This window comes from Corynebacterium confusum (assembly GCF_030408715.1).
GTDB classification, from domain to species: domain Bacteria; phylum Actinomycetota; class Actinomycetes; order Mycobacteriales; family Mycobacteriaceae; genus Corynebacterium; species Corynebacterium confusum.
On record NZ_CP047202.1, the window covers coordinates 515,406 to 536,028 of the forward strand.

The window sequence follows — 20,623 nt, forward strand, 5'->3', positions numbered from 1 at the left end:
TTAGCGGCGCATGATCTTGGCCGAGACCCAGTTGCCCAGGAACTGGGCGGCCTGGACCATGACGATGATGATCAGGGTGGCCACGACGGTGACCTGCCACTCGTAGGCGCGGTAGCCGTAGACGATGGCGAAGTCACCCAGGCCGCCGCCGCCGACGTAGCCGGCCATGGCGGACATGTCGACCACGGCGATGAACAGGAAGGTGTAGCCGAGCACCAGCGGGCCGAGGGCCTCGGGGATGATCACGCTGGTGATGATCTTCCAGGGGCCGGCGCCCATCGCGCGGGCGGCCTCGATGACGCCGGGGTCGATGCTCACGAGGTTTTGCTCGACGATGCGGGCCACGGCGAAGGTGGCGGCAAAGGCCATGACGAAGGTGGCGGGCTCGCGGCCAATGGACGAGCCCATCACGGCCACGGTGACCGGTTGCACGAACGCCAGCAAGATGATGAACGGGATAGGCCGGATGATGTTTACCGCGATGTTGAGGATCGTGTAGATAAACCGGTTAGCCAGGATTCCCGACGGGCGGGTGGTGTAGAGGAGGACGCCGAGGATAAGGCCCAGGATGCCGCCGATGATCATGGTTAGCGAGACCATGATGAGGGTGTCGACGACCGCCTCCATGAGGGTGCCGGACAGGCGGCCCCAGTCCGCTGCGGCCAAGATAGTTGTCGTCATCGCTTGATCTCCTGAATGTCGGTGGTCTGGGACATGGTGTGGTAGAACTCCTCGATGGCCTCGTCAGGGCCGTTGAGGCGGACGGTCATCTTGCCGAAGGAGTGCTGCTGCAAGGTGGTCACCCCGCCGTGAACGATGGAGATGGACACGCCGCGCTCGCGCAGCTTGGCGGCCGCGCCGAAGAAGCCGGAGTTTTCCGTCAGGTTGATGGTGAACAAGCGGCCCTCGTGGGCCAGCAGGTCGTCGGCCTCGACGTGGTCCGGGGTGTTACGCAGGGAGGTGGACACGAAGCGCTGTGCCACCGGGGTCTGCGGATTGGAAAAAACCTCGTAGATGGAGCCCTGCTCGACCACGCGGCCTTCCTCCATGACGGCGACCTTGTCGGCGATGGAGCGCACGACCTCCATCTCGTGGGTAATGACCACGATGGTGATGCCGAATTTCTGGTTGACCTGGCGCAGCAGCTCCAGGACCTCGTGGGTGGTCTGCGGGTCAAGCGCGGAGGTGGCCTCGTCGGCCAGCAGGAGGCGCGGGTTGGTGGCCAGCGCGCGGGCGATGCCGACGCGCTGCTTCTGCCCGCCGGAGAGCTGCTCTGGGTAGCTCGAGCCCTTGTCGCCCAGGCCGACGAATTCCAGCAGCTCCTGCACGCGCCGCTTGCGCTCGGCCTTGGCCACGCCGGCCAGCTGCAGCGGGTATTCGATGTTGCCGGCGGCCGTGCGGGAGTTAAACAGGTTGAACTGCTGGAAAATCATGCCGATGGAGCGGCGCAGGGAGCGCAGCTTCTTCTCCGACATGCCGGCGATGTTGGTCTCGCCCAGCAACAGCTCGCCCTCGGTCGGGGTGTCGAGCCCGTTGATGAGGCGCACCAGGGTGGACTTGCCGGCGCCGGAGTAGCCGATGATGCCCATGATTTCGCCGGGCTCCACGGCCAGGTTGATATCGTCGAGCGCCTGGGTGGTGGTCTTTTTATGCTCAAAGACCTTCGATACGTGGCGGAACTCGACGCGGGTTCCGGTAGTGAGTGATTCGGTCACTAAAAGCCCCTTGGTTGTTGCGTGTGCAGTGGCGGGTTCATTAAACGTGGCACAACCCCGGCAACGCGGTAGCCATTGAGTTGGGCGCGTCGGCGGGGTAGAAGGTGCCGGGAGGAAGTTTAGAGCTCTTCCTCGAGGCGGCTGAGGATGTCCTGCAGCTCCTCCGGGGTGCGCTCCACGGAAACGGACGTGCCCTTGGAGTCTTCCTGCACGGCTTCCTGGACCTCGGGGGTGTGCCAGATCTTGGCGAGCTCCTTAAGGGTCTCGTTGTCGGCGTCCTCCGAGCGCACGACGAAGGCGTTGATGTAGGGCTCGGCCTCCTCGGAGTTCGGGTCGTCCTGGACCACCGCGGTGGTCGGGTCGATGCCGGCGCGCTCCAGGAAGGAGTTGTTGATGACAGCCGGGGTGCCCTCGCTGTAGGCGGAGGTGGTCTGCTCGGCGCCGACCGGGGTGACCTTGACCTTGGAGGCCTTCTCATCAATGTCGGCCGGGGTCGGGGTCAAAAGCCCGTCCTGCTTCAGGGTGACCAGGTTCTGCTGGACCAGCAGGTTGATGGCGCGGCCCTGGTTGGTGGAGTCGTTCGGGACCGCGACGGTCTCGCCCTCGATGCCGTCCAGGGAGTCGTGGTCCTTCCAGAACAGGGCCAGCGGCACGATCTCGGTGGCGGCGATCGGTACCAGGTCGGTGCCGTTGCCCTTGTTGTACTCGGCCAGGAACTTCAGGTGCTGGAAGTTGTTGGTGTCCAGCTCGCCCTGCTCCAGGGCCTGGTTCGGGGTGGTGTAGTCCGAGTAATTGACGATGTCCAGGTCGAAGCCCTGGTCCTTGGCGACGGTCTCAAACGCCGCCCAGGCCTTCTTGGAGGCGTCGGTGGTGCCGACGGAGATCTTCGAGTCCTTGGTGATTTCCCCTCCCTCGGAGTCGGAGGAGCAAGCAACGAGGCCGGTCGCTGCCACGACGGTGGCGGCGGCTGCGGCAAGAGCGCGACGGATCTGCATGAGAATGGTCCTTTTCTGTGTGACTTTTATAAGGCCGGGCGGTGTTACGGGGCAGTGCCCGGGCGCCGTCCGGTAGGCGTAATAAAGCGGGTTGCGGGGCGCGCAACCTCGGTGGGTTATAACCTAACAGCCCGTATACCGCTTTGTCTATTTACTTGCAGATTTTATGCATATTCACAGACTGCTCGGTTTGTAAGGCGCGAGTAATTAGAACACCGGTTCGTATTTTACTAAGCTGTCCGCCGTGGGGTTTAACGGCGGACGGGCACTGAGCTGGTCGCGGCTGGAGAGGATCCTTTCTGGCCGCCCGGCGCTCATACCTGTACCCGTAAACCACAGTTCTGAGCAGGACGTACCGCGCGAAACAAAGAAGTCCGCGGTGTCGTTTGCGGAGCTGCACGCCGTGTCGAGTTACTCGTTTCTGCAGGGTGCGTCCGAGCCGGAGGAGTTGGTCGAACGTGCAGTTGAAATAGGGCTAGAATCCCTGGCGCTGGTGGACAGGGACGGGTTCTACGGCCTGATGAAATTCGCCGAAGCCGCCGCCCGCGCCGGGCTGCCCACGGTCTTCGGCGCCGAGCTGAGCCTGGACGAGGGCGTCCTGACGGTGCTGGCGCGCGGCCCGGAGGGCTACCGGCGCTTGTCGCGGCTTATCGCCCAGGCCAAGATGGCGGCCGGGGAGAAGAATAAGACCGCCTACCCGCCGCTGGCGCAGGTCGCCCACGCCCTGGGCGAGGAGGTGGTCTACCTCGCCGACGTGGACTGGGTGGACCGGCTAGACCAGCTGGTGGGCACCGTCGGGGCCAGCAACGTGGTGCTCGAATACGCCAGCACCATGGTGCCGGCGGACGCGGACCGCCACCGCCGGTTAGATAGTGCCCGAAAAGACTGGGGGCTGCGGGCTATAGCGAGCGCCCGCCCGGCAGCGGCGCGGCGCGGCCAGGCCCGCCTGGCGGCGGCGAAGAACGCCTTGGCCCACCGGCAGTCCCTGCAGCAGGCGGACCCGGACCAGCACCCGATGGGGGCGAGCTGGCTGCGCTCCGGCGAGGACATGGCGCGTCTGCTGCCCGGGCGGGAGGATCTGCTGGCTGCCACGGCCGAGCTGGGGCGCGAATGCAGCTTTAGCTGGGACGTTTTGGTGCCCAACCTGCCGCACTTTGACGTACCGGACGGGCACACGGAGATGACCTGGCTGCGCGAGCTGGTCTACGCGCGGGCGCGCAAGCGCTACGCCAGCCGGCCGGCCGATATCCGCGAGCGCGCGAAAAGGCAGATAGAGCACGAACTCGCCGTGGTGGAGCAGCTGGGCTTTCCCGGCTATTTCCTCATCGTCACGGACCTGGTGGATTTCTGCCGCCGGAAAAACATCCTGTGCCAGGGCCGCGGTTCTGCCGCCAACTCCACGGTCTGCTTCGCCCTCGGTATCACGAACGCGGAGCCCATCTCCGCGGGCCTGCTCTTTGAGCGCTTCCTGTCCCCGGATCGGGACGGCCCGCCGGATATCGACGTCGATATTGAGTCCGGCCGCCGCGAGGAGGTCATCCAGTACGTCTACTCCGCCTACGGGCGCCAGCAGGCCGCGCAGGTGGCCAACGTCAACACCTACCGCCGCAAGGGCGCGACCCGGGACGCCGCCCGCGCCCTGGGCTACCCGCAGGGCAGCGCGGACGCCTGGTCGAAGGGCACTGACGAGCCTCCGGCGGACGTGGTCGCACTCGCCGAGGAATTCCTGGGCCAGCCGCGGCACCTGGGCATCCACTCCGGCGGAATGGTGCTGTGCGATAGGCCTATTGCGGACGTGGTGCCCATGGAGTGGGCGCGGATGGAGGGCCGCTCGGTGTTGCAGTGGGACAAGGACGACTGCGCGGCCGCCGGCCTGGTCAAATTCGATCTGCTGGGGCTGGGCATGCTGGAGGCCCTGCACCACATGCAGGACCTGGTGGCCGAGTCCACCGGGCGGCAGGTCAACCTTTGGGAGCTGGACCTGGCGGAGGAGGCCGTCTACGACATGCTCTGCCGGGCTGACGCCGTCGGCGTTTTCCAAGTCGAGTCCCGCGCGCAGCTGGCCACCCTGCCGCGGCTGAAACCCCGCGTCTTCTTCGATCTGGTTGTCGAGGTCGCCCTCATCCGCCCGGGCCCCATCCAGGGCGGATCTGTGCACCCCTACCTGCGCCGGCGCGACGGGCTGGAGGAGGTCACCTACGATCACCCGGTGCTGGAAAAGTCCCTGGGCAAGACGCTGGGGATCCCGCTGTTCCAGGAACAGCTGATGCAGATTGCCGTCGACGCCGCCGGCTTCACCGGCGCTCAGGCTGACGATCTGCGCCGCGCGATGGGCTCGAAGCGCTCGCCGGCAAAGATGGCCGCGCTGAAGGACCAGTTCTTCGCCGGCCTGGCCGCCACCCACGGGATCACCGGGGAGACGGCGGACAAGCTCTGGAACAAGATCGTGGCCTTTGCGGCCTACGGCTTCCCGGAGTCGCACTCCCAGTCCTTTGCCTCCCTGGTGTATTTCTCCGCCTGGTTCAAGCACCACTACCCGGCGCAGTTCTGCGTGGGCTTGCTGCGCGCCCAGCCGATGGGCTTTTATTCCCCGCAGTCGCTCATCCAGGACGCCCGCCGCCACGGGGTGCCGGTGCGCCCGGTCAGCATCAACGCCTCCGGCAAGGAATCGAGCGTGGAGACCTGCGGGCCCACCCCACCCCAACCGGGTGGCCCACCTGGTCCCGTGGCCATCCGCCTAGGCCTGGGCCTGGTCAAGGGACTCGGTGACAAGGCGGCCGAGCGGGTGGAGGCCAACGCGCCGTACACGGACATCCCGGACCTGTCGCGCCGGGCGGGGCTGAAGGTCGCCCAAGTCGAGGCCTTAGCCGAGGCCGGCGCCCTGGACTGTCTGGGGCTAAGCCGCCGGCAGGCGCTGTGGCAGGCCGGGGTGGCGGCCACCGAGCGCGCCGGCATGCTGCCCGGCATGTCTGCGATCTCCGCGCCGGCCCTGCCCGGCATGTCCTCCTTCGAGCTGCTGGCCCAAGACATCGCCGCCACCGGGGTCAGCCACGACCGACAGCCGATGTCCGCGGTGCGCGGGGCCCTGGATGCCGCCGGCATCCTGCGGGCACGCGACCTGGCCGCGGTCCCGGACGGCACCCGCGTGCGCCTGGCCGGGATCATCACGCATCGGCAGCGCCCGCAGACGGCCGCCGGCCTCATCTTCTTAGGGATGGAGGATGAGACCGGGCCGATGAACGTGATGGTCTCGCCTGGGCTGTGGAAGCGGCAGAAGGTGCTCGCGCGCACGGCCAAGGCGCTGGTCATCCGCGGTATCGTCCAAAATGCCACGGGCGCGGTCAGCGTGGTGGCGGACAAGCTCGAGCCGCTGGATATCGGCGAATATTTCAGCCGCGGCTCGCGGGACTTCCGCTAGGCGGGCGACAGCCGCCGGAGGCGCCGGGAGGGCCCGGCTAGATCCGCTGGTAGAGCTCGCTAGACAGCGGGGTGAACTCGGTGCGGGAGAAGACGGCCTCGACGGGCAGGTCGAAGAACTCGCAGATGCTAAAGGCTAGGTCGAGGCTGGGCGAGTGGTCGCCGCGCTCGAGTGCCCCGATGGACTGGGGGTTGACATCCACGGCCGCGGCCAGCTCGGCGCGGGAGACGTCGCGCTCGATGCGAAGCAGGCGCACGCGGTTGTAGATGGGGCGGCGCGGCTTCTTCTTCGGGGACATGCAAGAAATTATTATATAAACATAACGGTTAGTCAAGGTGTAGTTTTCTGGCGCGAGGCACCCGACCGAGAGCAGCGCCCGGCTATTACCCGGCAGTCGCGCCCAGGATTGTTAGGCTAAAGCGCATGAACGCTGTCGCCCCGCCGGAGCTCAACCCGGTCTCCCAAGCCTTGGTCAAGGCCCGCTATATCATTGCCGCGATCTGGCTGATAGCCCTGTCCCTGGGCGTGGGCGCCCTGGGATTGTTCTGGGCCAGCTGGTGGTACTGGGGCCTTATCGTCATCGCCGCCTTCGGCGCGTGGCTGGCCTGGCTCATCCCCGCCCAGGTGCGCAACATGGGCTGGTTGGAAACCGACGACGAGCTGCTCATTACCCGCGGCAAGCTGTGGCACACCTTTACCGTGGTGCCCTACGGGCGCATCCAGTTCGTGGACGTGACCGCCGGGCCCATCCAGCGCTGGCTGGGCATTAAGAAGCTGCAGCTGCATACGGCCTCGGTGACCACGGACGCGACCGTCAAGGGCCTGCCGGCCCAGACCGCGGACCAGCTGCGCGAGCGCCTAGCCGTCAAGGCACGGGAGAGGATGAGCGGGCTGTGAGCAAACACCGCCGCGGCCCGGACAACGCGGCCGTCGACGCCGACGGCTTCCACCGCGTGCACCGGCTCACGCCGCTGCTGCAGTTCTGGTCGGTCATCCTGGCTATCCTGGCCATCGGGGTGGTCAACATCAACCTCGAGGTCCTAGGGGATGCCGCGCGCTTCATCGCCGACGGCCACTGGGGCCGCGGCCTGCGGGACGCCGCCTGGACCGCCGCCGCCTTCATCGGCATCTGTCTGGCCATCTGGTTCCTCTCCGCCATCTGGTGGCGCCGCCTGGGCTACCAGCTGGGCAGGGACGAGCTGGCCCTGCGGCGCGGGGTGCTGTCCACGCAGCTGCGCACCGCCCGCTACGACCGCATCCAGGCCGTCGACGTCATCGAGCCGGTCATCGCGCGGATCTTCGGCGTGGCCGCCGTCCGCGTCGAGACCGCCGGCGGGGCGTCCTCCCACATCCAGATCGCCTACCTGAAAAAGCCCGCGGCCACCCAGCTGCGCGAGGAGATCCTCACCCGCACCAGCGGCCGCCGCCCACCCACCGGCGCGGAGCCAGCTGCCGCTAACGATGCCGCCGGCAGCGACACCGCCAGCGACACCGCCCACCAGGAGGTGGTCATCCCGCCCATCCCGACGCGGCGCAGCCTGCTGGGCGCGGCCCTGCGGTTAAGCACGCTGCTGGTGGTGGTGATTGCTGCGGTTCTGGTTCTCACCCCGGTGCCGAATACCACCGTGGTGCCGATCCTGGTGGGCCTGGTGCCCAACGTCTGGGAGCTCATCGACACCTCATGGCGGTTTAGCTCCCGCCTGGATGAGGACGACTCCGGCCGCGCGCTGCTCATCATCAACTACGGCCTGGCTGACCGGCGCCACCAGTCGGTGCGCCTGGATCGCATCCACGGCGTCCAGGTCCGGCAGTCGCTGCTGTGGCGCCTGGCCAAGTGGTGGGAGGTCCGCGTGTCCGTGGCCGGCTACGGCTCCGCCGCGGGCAAGGTCTCAGGCACTACCCGGGTGCTGCCCGTGGGCAGCCGGGAGCAGGCCCTCCGCCTGCTGGAGCTGCTCAGCCCGCTGGACAAGAAGGAGATCGACCGCTACGCCCAGCCGGAGGGCGCCCGTGAGCCGACCTATTCCTCGCCGCGCCGGGCCTGGTGGGTCTCGCCGCTGGATTCCCACCGGCAGGCCGTGACCCTGGTCGGCGATAACAGCATCACCCACGCCGGGCTGCTCAACCGCCGGGTCAGCGTGATTGACAACAGCCACATCCAGGAGCTGGCCTATACCGCCGGCCCGATTGCCCAGCTGTGCCGGCTGGCCACCGTCCGCTACGAACTGGTCGCCGGCCCGGTGCGCATGGCCGGCAGCGACCTGGAGCCGGCCGAAGCGGCCGCCTTGCTGAGCCACCTGCGTGCCCGGCGCTTGCCGGCGGCCCTGAGCGCCAACGCCCAAGACGATCCGGGCTCGGTCTAGACCGCGCCGTTAAAGCCCAGCTGCCGCCAGGCTTCGAACACGGCCGTCGAGGCCGCGTTCGACAGGTTCATCGAGCGCCGCGCCGGCACCATGGGGATGCGCACCTGCTCGGTGATCCGCTCGTGGGCGAGGTGCTCGGCCGGCAGGCCGGTCGGCTCCGTGCCGAAGAGCAGCACGTCACCTTCCTGGTACTCGATATCCGTAAACCACTTGTCCGTGTGGGTGGTAAACGCGAAGACCCGCGCGCCGGGTAGGGCATCCATGCAGGCCTGGAAGTTGGGGTGGATGGTCATATCGGCCAGGTCGTGGTAGTCCAGCCCTGCCCGCTTGAGGTGCTTGTCGTCGAAGTTGAACCCCAGCGGCTCAATGAGGTGCAGGTGCGCGCCCGTGACCGCCGCAGTCCGAATGGCGTTGCCGGTGTTGGTAGGGATCACGGGGTTGTCGAAGACGATGTGCAGGTTGGTCATGGTTTTAGGGTAGTCGGTGTAAGGCAGAGGTAGGACTCGCACCTCTTGCTCTCCCGCTGCCTTTAGAGACCGGTGTCTCTTATTCGTCGGTCCCGCGATTATCGCGCTTTTTCCACCTGTACCTACGCACAAGGAAAAACGGCAGGACCAGAAGGTAATAGAAGGCAAGGAATTGCGCCGAATACCCCAATAATCCTTCCGAGCTCACCTCGCTCCACGAGACACCTTCTTCGTTGGGTGAAGCTACGCCGCGCCAGCCGGTCACTTGGCTGATGTAGAAACTTGCTACGACCATGGCTGGTAGGACAATAAACGAGAACCATGCCGGAGGTACCCACGGTCCACCGTCTTTGCTCGTTCTTTGCAGAGCACCGCCGAATCCCATCGAAGAAACCTTTCTACCTACATCTGTTCACTCAAAGCCAAGACTCTGCGTACAGGGCCATCTTGCCTGCCTAATGGCAGGGCTGTTCAAGGATGTCTTCGGTGTCGGTAGTCTACATAAAAACTCAGCCGTTTCCAGTAGGATAAGGACCAAATCAGACCGTGGGGTTGGTTCCTCACGGAGGAAGCAATGAGGACTTTGGCCTGCTTTGGGACGTTGTTGGGGTATCGGAGCGGGCAGGGGCGGCACTCCCGTGGGGCCTCGGCTGGTGCCTCCCACTAGGATGGGGGCCATGGCTGCAACCAAACTAGACGGCAAACTGTACCGCGACGAGATTTTTGAAGACCTCAAGCAGCGTGTGGCTGCGCTGAAGGAGAAGGGGGTTACTCCGGGACTGGCCACCGTGCTGGTGGGGGAGGACCCAGGCTCCCAGTCCTACGTGAAGATGAAGCACCGCGATTGCGAGCAGCTGGGGATTAACTCCATCCGCAAGGACCTGCCGGCCGATATCAGCCAGGAGGACTTGGAGGCGGTCATTGATGAGCTGAACGAGGACCCGGCCTGCACCGGCTACATCGTGCAGCTGCCGCTGCCGAAGCACCTGGACGAAAACCGCATCCTCGAGCGCATCGACCCGGACAAGGACGCCGACGGCCTGCACCCAGTGAACCTGGGCAAGCTGGTGCTCAATGAGGACGCGCCGCTGCCGTGCACGCCGAACGGCTGCATCCACCTGCTGCGCCGCTTCGGGGTGGAGCTCGACGGGGCCAAGACCGTGGTCATCGGCCGCGGCGTGACCGTCGGTCGGCCCATCGGCCTGCTGCTGACCCGCCGCAGCGAGAACTCCACCGTGACCCTGTGCCACACCGGCACGAAGGACCTGGCGGCGGAGACCCGCGCAGCGGACGTCGTCATCGCGGCAGCCGGCAAGGCCCACATGCTGACCGCGGACATGATTAAGGAAGGCGCGGCCATCCTGGACGTGGGGGTCTCCCGCGTGGATGGCAAGCTGGCCGGCGACGTCGCCGACGACGTCTGGGATAAGGCCGGATTCGTCTCCCCGAACCCGGGCGGCGTGGGCCCGCTGACCCGCGCGTTCCTGGTGCGCAACATCGTCGAGCGGGCAGAAAAGGCTCATGGCTTCGCCGATTAATAAGGCGCAGGCCGCGTCCGCGCGGCCAGTCGCCGGGCTGGACAAGACCTCGTTGGATAATCCCCACGACCGGCACGTGGCGCCGTCGAAGCTGCCGGCCAAGGTGCAGTGGGCGATGATCGGGGCCTTCGTCGCCGTGGTGGTGCTCTCCGGGGCCTTTGCCCTGCTGGAGCACTGGCGCCGGGCGGCGTTTGCCTTAGGGACGGCGATGCTCTGGCTGGTGGTCGTGCGCGCGACCTGTGACTCCCGTCGGGTCGGGGTCTTTTCGGTGCGCTCGCGCCGCTTCGACTGCATTTTCAGCGCGGTGGTGGGGGCCACGCTGGTCTTCTTGGCCGTCTCCGTGGACGCGCTGGGCAGCTAGCGGTTTCAGTTAGATGGCGTAGTCGCCATCGGTCAGCCCGCCCGGCAGGTCGAGGCCGTCCGGGGCCGACAGCGTGAGGAAATTACGCAGCACGCGGTCCATCTGGCGGGTCTCGGTCAAGAAGGCGTCGTGACCGACGGGGGAGACGACCTTAGCCATGGCCAAGAGATTGCCCAGGTTGCGCGAGAGGTGCTCCTGCTGGTGATAGGGGTACAAGATGTCGGTGTCGACGCCGACGACCATCGTCGGCACGGTCGACGAGGCCAGGGCCTTGTTCAGGCCGCCGCGCCCGCGGCCGACGTCGTGCCGGTTTAAGGACTCGGTCAGCGTGACGTAGGAGCCGGCGTCGAAGCGGTCGACCAGCTTCTTTCCCTGGTATTCCAGGTAGGAGTTGACCGCGAAGCGCTGGTCGCCGGCGCGGTAGGCGCCAAGGGGGTTCTCCCCGCGCTGGGCGGTGGTGCCGAAGCGCTCGTCGATCTCTTGCTCGCCGCGGTAGGTCAGGTGCGCGATCCGGCGCGCGGCGGCCAGGCCGCCCTCCGGGGCAACCCCCAGCTCGTAGTAGTCACCGCCGTGCCACTGCGGGTCGTTTTCTATGGAGGAAATCTGCGCGGACTGGATACCGATCTGCCACCCGGAGGCCCGCGCGGAGACCGCGATGACGCAGGCCGCGGTGAGCGCTGCCGGGTACATGAGGGACCACTCCAGGGTCCGCGCCCCGCCCATGGAGCCGCCGATGACGGCGTGGACGGTGCTCAGCCCCAGGGCATCGATCAGCAGCTTTTCGGCCTCGACCTGGTCGCGGATGGACACGGCCGGGAAGCGCGAGCCCCATCGCCGGCCGTCCGGGTGCTGGGAGGACGGACCGGTGGAGCCGCCGCAGCCGCCCAGAACGTTGGTGGCGATAACGCACCAGTGATCCGTGTCCAGCGCCTGGCCCGGGCCGATGAGGTCGCCCCACCAGTCCGTCACGTCCGAGTCGCCGGTCAGGGCGTGCTCGACGATGAGCACGTTGTTAACCCCTGCCGGGTCCCCGCGGAAGCTGCCCCAGCGCTGGTAGGCGATTACCACGTCCGGGATTTCCGCGCCGGCCTCCGTGGTGACCGCTCCCACCGGCACGGTGGTGCGGCGACCGGGCGGGGCGAGGCGGGGATATTCGGACATAATCAACTACTTCCTAAGCGAGGGGACAATCAGCGGCGAGGGAATGACCCAGTGCGGCTCGGTGCGGCGCAGCAGGGTTTAGCCCAGCGCTGCGAATCCCAGCTCGAGGTCGGCGATGATGTCCTTGACATCCTCGATGCCCACTGAGAGGCGGATGGTGGACTGGGTAATGCCGGCCACGCGCAGGCCCTCCTCGTCGGACTGGGAGTGCGTGGTGGTTGCCGGGTGGACCACCAGGGAGCGGGTGTCGCCGATGTTGGCCAGGTTGGAGTGCAGGCGCAGGGCGTCGATGAACGTCCAAGCCTCGTCCTTGCCGCCCTCGATGTCGAAGGAGAGCACCGAGCCGGTGTAGTCCAGGCCGAGCTTTTCCTTGATCTTGCGGTAGGGGGAGGACTCCAGGCCGGCGTAGTTGACCTTGGTGACCTTGTCGTGGCCTTCCAGGTACTCGGCGACGGCCTGGGCGTTTTCGTTGTGGCGGCGGATGCGTAGGGTGAGGGTCTCCAGGCCGTTGAGTGCGAGCCAGGCGTTGAACGGGGAGATGGCCGCGCCCGTGTCGCGCAGGATGCCGGCGCGCGCCTTCAGGGCAAAGGCCGGGGCGCCCAGGTCGGCGTACTTGAGGCCGTGGTAGGCCGGATCCGGGGTGACGAAGCCGGGGAAAACCGGCTTTCCGTCGCGCTCAACGGTCCAGTCGAATTTGCCGCCGTCGACGAGGATGCCGCCCAGGGCGGAGCCGTTGCCGGTGTAGAACTTCGTGGTGGAGTTGACCACGATGTCCGCGCCCAGGGCCAGCGGGCGGACCAGGGCGGCGGTGGCGATGGTGTTGTCCACGATAAGCGGGACGTTGGCGGCGTGGGCGACCTCGGCGATCGTCGGGATATCCAGCACGTCGGCTGCGGGGTTGCCGAAGGTCTCGCCGTAGAGCGCCTTGGTGTTCGGCTGGATGGCCGCCTTCCAGGACTCCGGATCGTCCGGGTTGTCCACCAGGGTGAAGTCAATGCCCAGGCGCGGCAGGGTGACCGTGAAGAGGGTGGCGGTGCCGCCGTAGAGGTGCGGGGAGGCCACGATGTGGTCGCCGGCGCCGGCCAACGTCAGGATGGCGGCGGTCTCGGCCGCCTGGCCGGAGGCGAAAGCCACGGCCGCCACGCCGCCTTCCAGGGAGGCGATGCGGTTTTCCAGCGCGTCCTGCGTCGGGTTGGTCAGGCGGGAGTAAATCGGGCCGGCATCGGACAGCCCAAAGCGGGCCGCGGCGTGCTCGGCGTTGTCGAAGACGTAGGACGTCGTCTGGTAAATCGGCAGGTTCCGGGCGTTGTTCTTGCCGTCCAGGTCCTGGCCTACGTGCAGCGCACGCGTGGCGATGTCCCAGTTAGCGAAGTTCGGGTTGGATTCGGTGTTGTCGTATTTCGTCGTCATGCCAGAAACCGTACTAAACCGCTCTGTCTATTACGAAAGACTTTCAGAAAACGTGCAGGTCGTGGCGGGAATAAAAATAGACAAAGCGGTCGGTTTTGTTGGCGTGGACGTCCGGCGGGTGGGCTTCTTTCCTATTTGCGGCGACCCTTGCGACCGCTGATGAGGTACCAGCCGCCGAGGATGAGGCCGAAAAAAAGCGCCGCAGCAATAAAGACCATGGCGATGACGACGGTCTGGTGGGGATTATTGAGGAAGATCATCGATGTAATGGCGGCTAGGAAGATGGCGGCAAATAGCGTGATTAGCCAATTGCGTTTTGTGTGTTCTGTGAAAGACATATTTCAAATACTACGGGAAAAGCCGTTCTAATTATCCTGTCGAAGACGGTGGTGTGCTCGAGGTAACAGACCGGAGTAGGCGTCGGGGTCGGCTGTTTTGTGGGAGGGCTAAAAGGGGTGAATGTAGTGCTGAAGCGCTGGTTCTTCCGGGGTGTTCCGTTCGGGCTTGTGGGCCGAGGTAAGGCATGACTATTCAATCGTTTGGATGACTCGAATAGTGGGGAAAACACTCTTACGTCTATTTAAAACGGGAAAGACCGTAGATAATCGAAGGGAGGTTTCTGGCACAGTGCCACCTTGCCGCAGTCGGGCAGAACTAGATCTGGATTGCGGGTAATCCGACAAAGACGGGAAATTATGTCCTCTACAGTTGGCACGGACGAGCGTCGTAGACCTGTCCTAAAAATGAGCAACGTCTGGGTGCAAGGCGTCGCGCTGGTGATGATTTTTGGATTCTTGGTAATGGGGTTCTTGGCTTATCGCACCTACACAGCCTCGATGCCGCTTCCCGACAAAATCGTTTCCCAGTCCTCGGGGGAAACGATTCTCACGAAAGATGAAATCTTAAATGGCCAGGCGCTCTATCAGGCGCGTGGTCTTCAGCAATATGGCTCCGTCATGGGCCACGGTGCGTATCTCGGTCCCGACTACACCGCTGAGTACCTGCGTATGTCGTTGGAAAAAGGCACGGGAGCTCAACGATGAGAACGGAATTCCCGAGTTCGTCGATGACGCCGCAACTCCCGAGGAAGCCGTTAAAGAAGAATTTCGAGCCAACCGCTATGATCCCGAAACCGGGGTTCTCGAGTGGACCGATAACCAGATAGCGGCATTTGAAGCCGCTAAGGAATATTACGCCGAATACTTTGGTCCTCTTTCCAGCGAAAAGGGCTTGCCGTCGGAATTCATTACCGATTCGCAAGACATCAACAATCTGACCGGCTTCTTCGGCTGGACCGCCTGGGCCTCGGCGGCGGAACGACCGGGTCAGGACTATTCCTACACCAACAACTGGCCGGCAGAACCCCGCGTGGACAACGGCCCCACCGCAGACCTCGTGGTCTGGTCGGTGCTTTCCTTGATCGCACTGATCGGTGGTACCGGCCTGATCTTCGCCATCTACGGGCGCTGGTCGAAGTCTATTGGCTGGCACGCAGAGGAAACGCCTAACCTCGATTTCACCCAGCCGGGGGAAGTCGGGCTGACCAAATCCCAGAAGGTTGTCGCCTGGTTCATCTTGGTGATTGCGGTACTGTTCCTCATCCAGGCTTTGTTGGGTGCAGCATCGCAGCACTACCGAACAGAGCTCACGGGTTTCTTTGGAATCCCTTTGCAGGAATTGCTCCCGTACAACGTGTCCCGAACGTGGCACCTGCAGTTATCGCTCCTGTGGACGGCCGGGGGACTGCTAGCGGCCGGCATCTTCTTGGCGTCATTCGTCGGCAAGAAAGAGCCGAAGGGGCAGCACTGGTTGGTCTGGTTCCTACTGGGAGCAATCGCGTTCGTCGTCTTTGGCTCCATGGCGTTTGAGTGGCTGTCCACGATGGGCTACATCGAGGAAGGAACTCTCTTCTCTCAGCAGTGGGAGTTCCTTGACCTGCCGCGATTCTTCCAAATCCTGCTTACCATCGGCATGTTCGTGTGGATCGGGATCATCTTCCGGCAACTGCGCAGCCGGCTGAAAACCGAGCACAAATCCAACATGCCGTGGTTGTTCTTCTACGCGGGGATTGCCATCCCAGCGTTTTACGCAGTGGGTAACCTGGCGGGTTCGGAAACGCATATTTCGGTAGCTGAATTCTGGCGCTTCTGGGTTGTTCACCTGTGGGTGGAAGACTTCCTGGAGCTTTTCACGACGGTCATGGTCGCCTACGTCTTCGTCCTGCTGGGCGTTATCCGTGAAAAGATTGCGTTGGGCATCATTTTCCTCGACGTGATTCTCTATTCCACCGGCGGCGTGCTGGGAACCATGCACCACCTGTACTTCTCCGGAACGCCAGTCGAGCACATGGCGCTGGGTGCCTTCTTCTCAGCAGCTGAGGTTGTGCCGCTGACCCTGCTGACTGTTGAGGCGTGGACCTTTATGCAGCTCGGCTCTCGCCAGCGCGCGTCCGGTGAACGCCCGTTCCCGCACCGCTGGGCCGTGATGTTCCTCGTCGCCGTGGGCTTCTGGAACTTCCTTGGCGCCGGCATCTTCGGGTTCCTAGTCAACCTGCCGATCGTGTCCTACTACGAGATTGGCACTGCCCTGACTGCTAACCACGCCCACGGCGCCATGATGGGCGTGTACGGCTTCTTGGCTGTCGGATTATCCGTTTTCGCGCTGCGCTATCTCACGCCGCCGGACAAGTGGTCGGAAAAAGCGATGGCCTGTGCCTTCTGGCTGCAGAACCTCGGATTGCTGTGGATGGTAGTGATTTCCTTGCTGCCGCTAGGCATCCTCCAGCTCTATGAGTCCGTGGCATCTGGTTACGTGGAAGCTCGTTCCCTGGGCTATATCACCGAACCCGGCAACGCCATCATGGAGTGGCTGCGTATGCCTGGTGACGTTCTGTTCCTCGTCGGGATCATTCCGCTCTTGATCGCGGCGCTGCGGGGCGTGCTGTACAACAAGCACATTCCGACCGTCGATGAGCATCCTGCCGATCCGCTCTTCAGTATCGTCACTGCTGAGGAGGAAGAGTACGACGCGTCCCACGCGACTGGAGCCTCTTCGTCGGTCGGATTGGTATCCGGTGGCAAGGCACGTGTTGATTCCCGCCGTGCCGGGTACGACGGTGGGCGTGTGGCCGGTCGACGTTATGGCTATATCGACGAGCGCGGTGCGTTTGTCGAGCAAGAGTCTCCGAATTCTGGCCGCGGTGATTCTGCACCGACAGGCCCGTGGTCCCCTGGCTTTGAGTCGGAGACCAACTGGGGTGGGAAGTACAACTCGAAGTGGGGCGGTACCTACCGGTCCGATTCGGGCCACGACTCTGACCCCGCCGATGGCGAGAAGAACTAGGGTAGGGAAGTGATGGAAGCTCCTGGCATTTTCACCCTCCTAGCAGTGGTCTATGGGCTTTTCCTCGTGGCCATTGCCTGGGCCTTTGACGGGATGGCGAAGCAAACGTCGAACCGCACCATGGCGAACCGGGCGGGAACCTTTCGCTACCTGGAGGAACACGACGCGTGGCAGTGCCCCGAGGATCAGTGGCTGTGGCCGTCGAGCTTCGATCCCGAAAACCGCGTTATGCGGTACCGGGGAAACCCGACCGTCTGCAATACCTGCCCGGTCAAGGATTCCTGCACGGTCTCGCACCACGGCCGCGAGGTTACCCGCCAGCTAGACCCTTGGCCGCATTCTGACGCGGGGCGTTTCCACCGCGGAATTGCTCTAGCTGTCGCTGCCATGGGCTACCTACTGCCGCTGTGCTCCTTGATTACCAACCATTCGCTGTCTGAGGTGTTAATCATCTTGGCTACCGTGCTGGTTATTTCCGCACTTGGCGTGTACCCGCTGTCCCGGCATTTGTGGAGGACCCCCTCCAACGCGCCCAGGATCGTCGTGCCTGAGCTCGATAACCGGGAGGCCGAGCTGGCTGCACAGATCGACAGGTACGGGGCGAAGTACGGAAAGTCGAAATTCGCTTCGGACCGTAAAAAGTCCGGCATGGAAAAGGAAACACACTAATGTCTGCATTTGTATTCTGGCCAATTGTCATTGGCATTGTCATCGCCTTACTCGTCGCCTTCGCTGCATACTCGTTCAAGGTCATTAAGCAATACGAACGCGGCGTGACTTTCCGCTTCGGGCACTTGCGGCCGCTGATGGAGCCTGGGCTGCATTTCCTGTGGCCGGGCATCGACAAGCTAGAGCGCGTGGACCAGAGGGTCGTGACCTTAACCATCCCGCCGCAGGAAATCATCACCAAGGACAACGTCTCCGTCCGGGTAAACGCGGTGGTCATGTTCGAGGTGACCGACTCAGTAAAGGCGGTGCTCGAAGTCGAGAACTACGCCGTTGCGACCTCCCAGATCGCGCAGACTACGCTGCGTACTCTCTTGGGCCGCGCGGATCTCGATGACTTGCTGGCGCACCGCGAGGAACTCAATGAAGACTTGGCCAACATTATTAATGGGCAGACCAAGCGTTGGGGTGTGGTAACTCGCATCGTGGAGATCAAGGACGTGGAAATCCCAGAACTGATGCAGCGGGCCTTGGCGCGCGAGGCGGAGGCAGAGCGTGAACGCCGTGCCAAGGTGATTTCCGCCCACGGCGAATTGCAGTCCTCTCGGGAGCTGCGGGAAGCTGCTGACGAGTTGGGGAAGGCTCCCGCTGCCCTCCAACTGCGTTACCTGCAGACAGTGCTGGAGCTCGGGGCGGATCAGAATTCGACGATCGTGTTCCCTCTCCCCATCGACATCATGGGCGGCTTCATGGAGAGTCTGGGGACCTTTTCCAAGGGCTTTAAGGACGCCCATCAAAGCCAGCCCAAGTAATGGGAGCGGGGCATCGCGGAGCTAATCCGCGGGGGATTGACCGAGAATCTCCTGAAAAACATTGAGGGCAGAAGCAAGCTCAGCGTCGCTCAAGTGCCCGAAGCCGATGACGATTCCGTTGTCGGCCGCCGTGCCGCCCCAGTAGTCGGTCAGGGCGGTCACCGCGAGGCCGCGCTCGGCGGCCGCGGCCACGACCTCGCGGGCAGGCCGGGTGCAGATGACCACGGCGTGCAGGCCGCCGCTGATGGGGCGCACGGCGGGCCCGAGCGCGGAGACCACCAGATCGCGGCGGCGCCGGTAGTCGCGCCGCACGCGCCCGGTGTGCCGGCGCAGCTCCCCGCTGGCCAGAAACTTCGCCAGGGCCGCCTGGGTAATGGCCGCCACCGGCTGCCCGGTGACCGCGCGCACCTGGCGGATGGGGGCGATGATCCGGTCGGGGACCACCAGGTAGCCGCACGCGATGGAAGGCGAAATCACCGAGGAGAACGTGCCCAACAGGACGGCCTGTTCCGGGCCCAGCGCGGCCAGGGCCGGCAGCGGCTGGCCGGCATAGCGCAGCTCCGAGTCGAAGTCGTCCTCGACCAGGAGGACGTCGTGGCGGCGGGCGAAGGCGACCAGCTCGGTCCGGCGGGCGGCCGGCAGGGAGCCGCCGTAGGGGTACTGGTGGCTCGGGGTGATAAGCGCCAGGTCGAGCCCGCCGCCGGGGAGTTCGGTGGGCACCCGCAGGCCGTGGTCATCGGTGGGCAGTTCCACGAGCGCATGCCCTAGGGCCGGCGGGATCTGGCGCAGGCTGGGATACCCCGGGGACTCCACGCCGACGCGCAGGCGCCCGCCCACCGCGCGCAGCAGGAGCGCTAGGCCCTCGCGGGCCCCGGCGGTGACCATGATGCGGGCGGGATCCACGTTGAGCCCGCGCATGTGGCGCAGGTGCGCGGCGATCTCCCAGCGCAGCTCCGCCTGGCCGACGGGGGCCTGCTCGGTGAGTTGGCTGGCATCGGCCGCTGCGGTGCGCCACGCTGCCCGCCAGGCGGGGGTGATAAGCCGCGCGGTATCCGGTAACCCCGGGGTTAGCTGCAGCAGCGCGGCCTTTTCCTCGGGCACTGGCTGCGCGGGGGCGGGCCGCGGGGGAGTGGGGCTTATATCCGGGTGCACGCGGGTGCCGGAGCCGTGCTGGCCGAGCAGGTATCCCTCCGCGATGAGTTGCTCGTAGGCGGTGACCACGCTGCCCCTGGCTACCCCCAGTCGGTGGGCCAGGGCGCGGGTGGACGGCAGCTTCTCGTTCGGCCGGTAGACGCCGTGGGTGATCTGCTCGCGCAGCTCAGCGGCGATCCGGGCGGGCAGGGGCAGGGTGTGCATAAAAATCCATAGTAAGTGGTCCAATTCAACACGCCAAAAGTGGCTCTTGTCATAAACCACTTGGGCGGGGTTGGATGTAGGCCATGACTGAAACCGAGAAGAACGCTAACAACCAGAACGCGCAGGCCCCGGCCGGCGCCCAGACCGCGACCACCCGCGTCAAGCGCGGACTAGCCGACATGCTCAAGGGTGGCGTCATCATGGACGTGGTGACCCCGGAGCAGGCCAAGATCGCCGAGGACGCTGGCGCCAGCGCCGTCATGGCGCTCGAGCGCGTGCCCGCCGATATCCGCGCCCAGGGCGGCGTGGCCCGCATGTCCGACCCGGACCTTATCGACGGCATCGTGGACGCCGTGTCCATCCCGGTGATGGCCAAGTCGCGCATTGGCCACTTCGTCGAGGCCCAGATTCTGGCGGAGCTGGGCGTGGACTTCATCGACGAGTCCGAGGTGCTCTCCCCGGCGGATTACACCAACCACATCAACAAGTGGGACTTCGACGTCCCCTTCGTCTGCGGCGCCACCAACCTGGGCGAGGCCCTGCGGCGCATTACCGAGGGCGCGGCCATGATCCGCTCCAAGGGCGAGGCCGGCACCGGGGACGTCTCCGAGGCCGTGCGCCACCTGCGCACCATTAAGGGCGAAATCGCCCGCCTTCGCAACCTGGACCGCGACGAGCTCTACGTCGCCGCCAAGGAGCTGCAGGCCCCCTACGACCTGGTCGCCGAGGTCGCCGAGACCGGCTCCCTGCCGGTGGTCCTCTTCGTCGCCGGCGGCGTGGCCACCCCGGCCGATGCCGCCCTGGTCCGTCAGATGGGCGCCGAGGGCGTCTTCGTCGGCTCCGGCATCTTCAAGTCCGGCGAGCCGGCCAAGCGCGCCGCCGCCATTGTCAAGGCCGCCACCGCCTACGACGACCCGGCTGTGCTGGCCGAGGTCTCCCGCAACCTGGGCGAGGCCATGGTGGGCCTGAACGTCGCCGACGTCCCGGCCCCGCACCGCCTGGCCGAGCGCGGCTGGTAAGCC

The 20,623-nt window shown here is 65.1% G+C and carries 18 protein-coding genes and 1 pseudogene; 9 read left to right on the top strand and 10 right to left on the bottom strand.

Going from position 1 to position 20,623, the window contains the following annotated elements:
- From CCONF_RS02510 to CCONF_RS02520, 3 genes are all read right to left on the bottom strand, one after another.
- Positions 1-681, bottom strand: a complete 681-nt coding sequence (locus CCONF_RS02510) for a methionine ABC transporter permease (RefSeq protein ID WP_290224874.1) — start codon at positions 679-681, stop codon at positions 1-3.
- Complete coding sequence (locus CCONF_RS02515) at positions 678-1,715, bottom strand: methionine ABC transporter ATP-binding protein (RefSeq protein WP_290224876.1); 1,038 nt, start codon at positions 1,713-1,715, stop codon at positions 678-680. Before CCONF_RS02515 ends, CCONF_RS02510 begins: the two co-directional genes overlap by 4 nt.
- 119 nt (positions 1,716-1,834) lie before the next feature.
- Entirely contained in the window at positions 1,835-2,710 is an 876-nt protein-coding gene (locus tag CCONF_RS02520) for a MetQ/NlpA family ABC transporter substrate-binding protein (RefSeq protein WP_290224878.1), read from the bottom strand.
- 244 nt (positions 2,711-2,954) lie between these two features.
- Between CCONF_RS02520 and CCONF_RS02525 the strand changes: the two genes are divergently transcribed.
- A complete protein-coding gene (locus CCONF_RS02525) occupies positions 2,955-6,128 on the top strand; it encodes an error-prone DNA polymerase (RefSeq protein ID WP_290224879.1) in 3,174 nt (1,057 codons plus the stop codon).
- 37 nt (positions 6,129-6,165) lie between these two features.
- Here the strand turns inward: CCONF_RS02525 and CCONF_RS02530 are convergent, their stop codons facing one another.
- On the bottom strand, positions 6,166-6,426 hold the full coding sequence (locus CCONF_RS02530) for a helix-turn-helix transcriptional regulator (protein WP_290224882.1): 261 nt from the start codon (positions 6,424-6,426) through the stop codon (positions 6,166-6,168).
- Between the two features lie 125 nt (positions 6,427-6,551).
- Here CCONF_RS02530 and CCONF_RS02535 point away from each other — a divergent pair, with 125 nt between their 5' ends.
- The gene (locus CCONF_RS02535; RefSeq protein ID WP_290224883.1) at positions 6,552-7,025 is read left to right on the top strand and encodes a PH domain-containing protein; all 474 of its coding nucleotides are present in this window, start codon (positions 6,552-6,554) and stop codon (positions 7,023-7,025) included.
- Positions 7,022-8,488 (top strand): PH domain-containing protein, encoded by a 1,467-nt coding sequence (locus CCONF_RS02540; protein ID WP_290224885.1) that lies wholly within the window; start codon positions 7,022-7,024, stop codon positions 8,486-8,488. The genes CCONF_RS02535 and CCONF_RS02540 overlap by 4 nt, the downstream gene beginning before the upstream one ends.
- Here the strand turns inward: CCONF_RS02540 and CCONF_RS02545 are convergent.
- The gene (locus CCONF_RS02545) at positions 8,485-8,955 is read right to left on the bottom strand and encodes a tRNA (cytidine(34)-2'-O)-methyltransferase (protein WP_070769206.1); all 471 of its coding nucleotides are present in this window, start codon (positions 8,953-8,955) and stop codon (positions 8,485-8,487) included. The two genes, CCONF_RS02540 and CCONF_RS02545, sit on opposite strands and share 4 nt — an antisense overlap.
- A gap of 79 nt (positions 8,956-9,034) precedes the next feature.
- Positions 9,035-9,340 carry a hypothetical protein gene (locus CCONF_RS02550; protein ID WP_290224891.1) on the bottom strand — a complete coding sequence of 102 codons (306 nt, stop codon included), beginning with the start codon at positions 9,338-9,340 and terminating at the stop codon, positions 9,035-9,037.
- Positions 9,341-9,632: 292 nt separating this feature from the next.
- On the opposite strand from CCONF_RS02550, the gene CCONF_RS02555 reads away from it, so the two are divergent.
- Positions 9,633-10,493, top strand: coding sequence for a bifunctional methylenetetrahydrofolate dehydrogenase/methenyltetrahydrofolate cyclohydrolase (locus tag CCONF_RS02555; protein WP_290224893.1), 861 nt, complete (start codon positions 9,633-9,635; stop codon positions 10,491-10,493).
- Positions 10,477-10,854, top strand: coding sequence for a DUF3017 domain-containing protein (locus tag CCONF_RS02560; protein ID WP_290224896.1), 378 nt, complete (start codon positions 10,477-10,479; stop codon positions 10,852-10,854). Before CCONF_RS02555 ends, CCONF_RS02560 begins: the two co-directional genes overlap by 17 nt.
- A 9-nt stretch (positions 10,855-10,863) precedes the next feature.
- Here the strand turns inward: CCONF_RS02560 and metX are convergent, their stop codons facing one another.
- The 3 genes from metX to CCONF_RS02575 all read right to left on the bottom strand — a co-directional run bounded on the left by metX (position 10,864) and on the right by CCONF_RS02575 (position 13,763).
- The gene (gene metX / locus CCONF_RS02565) at positions 10,864-12,015 is read right to left on the bottom strand and encodes a homoserine O-acetyltransferase MetX (RefSeq protein ID WP_290224898.1); all 1,152 of its coding nucleotides are present in this window, start codon (positions 12,013-12,015) and stop codon (positions 10,864-10,866) included.
- Between the two features lie 78 nt (positions 12,016-12,093).
- The gene (locus tag CCONF_RS02570) at positions 12,094-13,425 is read right to left on the bottom strand and encodes an O-acetylhomoserine/O-acetylserine sulfhydrylase (protein WP_290224901.1); all 1,332 of its coding nucleotides are present in this window, start codon (positions 13,423-13,425) and stop codon (positions 12,094-12,096) included.
- A 131-nt stretch (positions 13,426-13,556) separates the two neighbouring features.
- The gene (locus tag CCONF_RS02575; RefSeq protein WP_290224903.1) at positions 13,557-13,763 is read right to left on the bottom strand and encodes a hypothetical protein; all 207 of its coding nucleotides are present in this window, start codon (positions 13,761-13,763) and stop codon (positions 13,557-13,559) included.
- Between the two features lie 357 nt (positions 13,764-14,120).
- Between CCONF_RS02575 and CCONF_RS02580 the strand changes: the two are divergent.
- The 3 genes and pseudogenes from CCONF_RS02580 to CCONF_RS02590 all read left to right on the top strand — a co-directional run.
- Positions 14,121-16,443: pseudogene (locus tag CCONF_RS02580) on the top strand (nitric-oxide reductase large subunit); the annotation flags it as partial.
- 336 nt (positions 16,444-16,779) lie between these two features.
- A complete protein-coding gene (locus CCONF_RS02585; RefSeq protein ID WP_290226205.1) occupies positions 16,780-17,436 on the top strand; it encodes a hypothetical protein in 657 nt (218 codons plus the stop codon).
- On the top strand, positions 17,436-18,245 hold the full coding sequence (locus CCONF_RS02590) for an SPFH domain-containing protein (protein WP_290224905.1): 810 nt from the start codon (positions 17,436-17,438) through the stop codon (positions 18,243-18,245). The genes CCONF_RS02585 and CCONF_RS02590 overlap by 1 nt, the downstream gene beginning before the upstream one ends.
- A gap of 21 nt (positions 18,246-18,266) precedes the next feature.
- On the opposite strand, the gene pdxR is transcribed toward CCONF_RS02590, so the two are convergent.
- The gene (gene pdxR / locus CCONF_RS02595) at positions 18,267-19,601 is read right to left on the bottom strand and encodes a MocR-like pyridoxine biosynthesis transcription factor PdxR (protein ID WP_290224908.1); all 1,335 of its coding nucleotides are present in this window, start codon (positions 19,599-19,601) and stop codon (positions 18,267-18,269) included.
- A gap of 83 nt (positions 19,602-19,684) precedes the next feature.
- Here pdxR and pdxS point away from each other — a divergent pair, with 83 nt between their 5' ends.
- Complete coding sequence (gene pdxS / locus CCONF_RS02600) at positions 19,685-20,620, top strand: pyridoxal 5'-phosphate synthase lyase subunit PdxS (RefSeq protein ID WP_290224910.1); 936 nt, start codon at positions 19,685-19,687, stop codon at positions 20,618-20,620.
- The last annotated feature ends 3 nt before the right edge of the window (positions 20,621-20,623 follow it).

Bases quoted from the DNA above. Each gene is read 5' to 3' on its own strand.
- CCONF_RS02550 (WP_290224891.1), bottom strand. From the start codon at position 9,340: ATGGGATTCGGCGGTGCTCTGCAAAGAACGAGCAAAGACGGTGGACCG.
- CCONF_RS02585 (WP_290226205.1), top strand. From the start codon at position 16,780: ATGGAAGCTCCTGGCATTTTCACCCTCCTAGCAGTGGTCTATGGGCTT.
- CCONF_RS02530 (WP_290224882.1), bottom strand. From the start codon at position 6,426: ATGTCCCCGAAGAAGAAGCCGCGCCGCCCCATCTACAACCGCGTGCGC.
- CCONF_RS02555 (WP_290224893.1), top strand. From the start codon at position 9,633: ATGGCTGCAACCAAACTAGACGGCAAACTGTACCGCGACGAGATTTTT.
- CCONF_RS02545 (WP_070769206.1), bottom strand. From the start codon at position 8,955: ATGACCAACCTGCACATCGTCTTCGACAACCCCGTGATCCCTACCAAC.
- pdxS (WP_290224910.1), top strand. From the start codon at position 19,685: ATGACTGAAACCGAGAAGAACGCTAACAACCAGAACGCGCAGGCCCCG.
- CCONF_RS02520 (WP_290224878.1), bottom strand. From the start codon at position 2,710: ATGCAGATCCGTCGCGCTCTTGCCGCAGCCGCCGCCACCGTCGTGGCA.
- CCONF_RS02560 (WP_290224896.1), top strand. From the start codon at position 10,477: ATGGCTTCGCCGATTAATAAGGCGCAGGCCGCGTCCGCGCGGCCAGTC.
- CCONF_RS02590 (WP_290224905.1), top strand. From the start codon at position 17,436: ATGTCTGCATTTGTATTCTGGCCAATTGTCATTGGCATTGTCATCGCC.
- CCONF_RS02510 (WP_290224874.1), bottom strand. From the start codon at position 681: ATGACGACAACTATCTTGGCCGCAGCGGACTGGGGCCGCCTGTCCGGC.
- pdxR (WP_290224908.1), bottom strand. From the start codon at position 19,601: ATGCACACCCTGCCCCTGCCCGCCCGGATCGCCGCTGAGCTGCGCGAG.
- CCONF_RS02575 (WP_290224903.1), bottom strand. From the start codon at position 13,763: ATGTCTTTCACAGAACACACAAAACGCAATTGGCTAATCACGCTATTT.
- CCONF_RS02535 (WP_290224883.1), top strand. From the start codon at position 6,552: ATGAACGCTGTCGCCCCGCCGGAGCTCAACCCGGTCTCCCAAGCCTTG.
- metX (WP_290224898.1), bottom strand. From the start codon at position 12,015: ATGTCCGAATATCCCCGCCTCGCCCCGCCCGGTCGCCGCACCACCGTG.
- CCONF_RS02570 (WP_290224901.1), bottom strand. From the start codon at position 13,425: ATGACGACGAAATACGACAACACCGAATCCAACCCGAACTTCGCTAAC.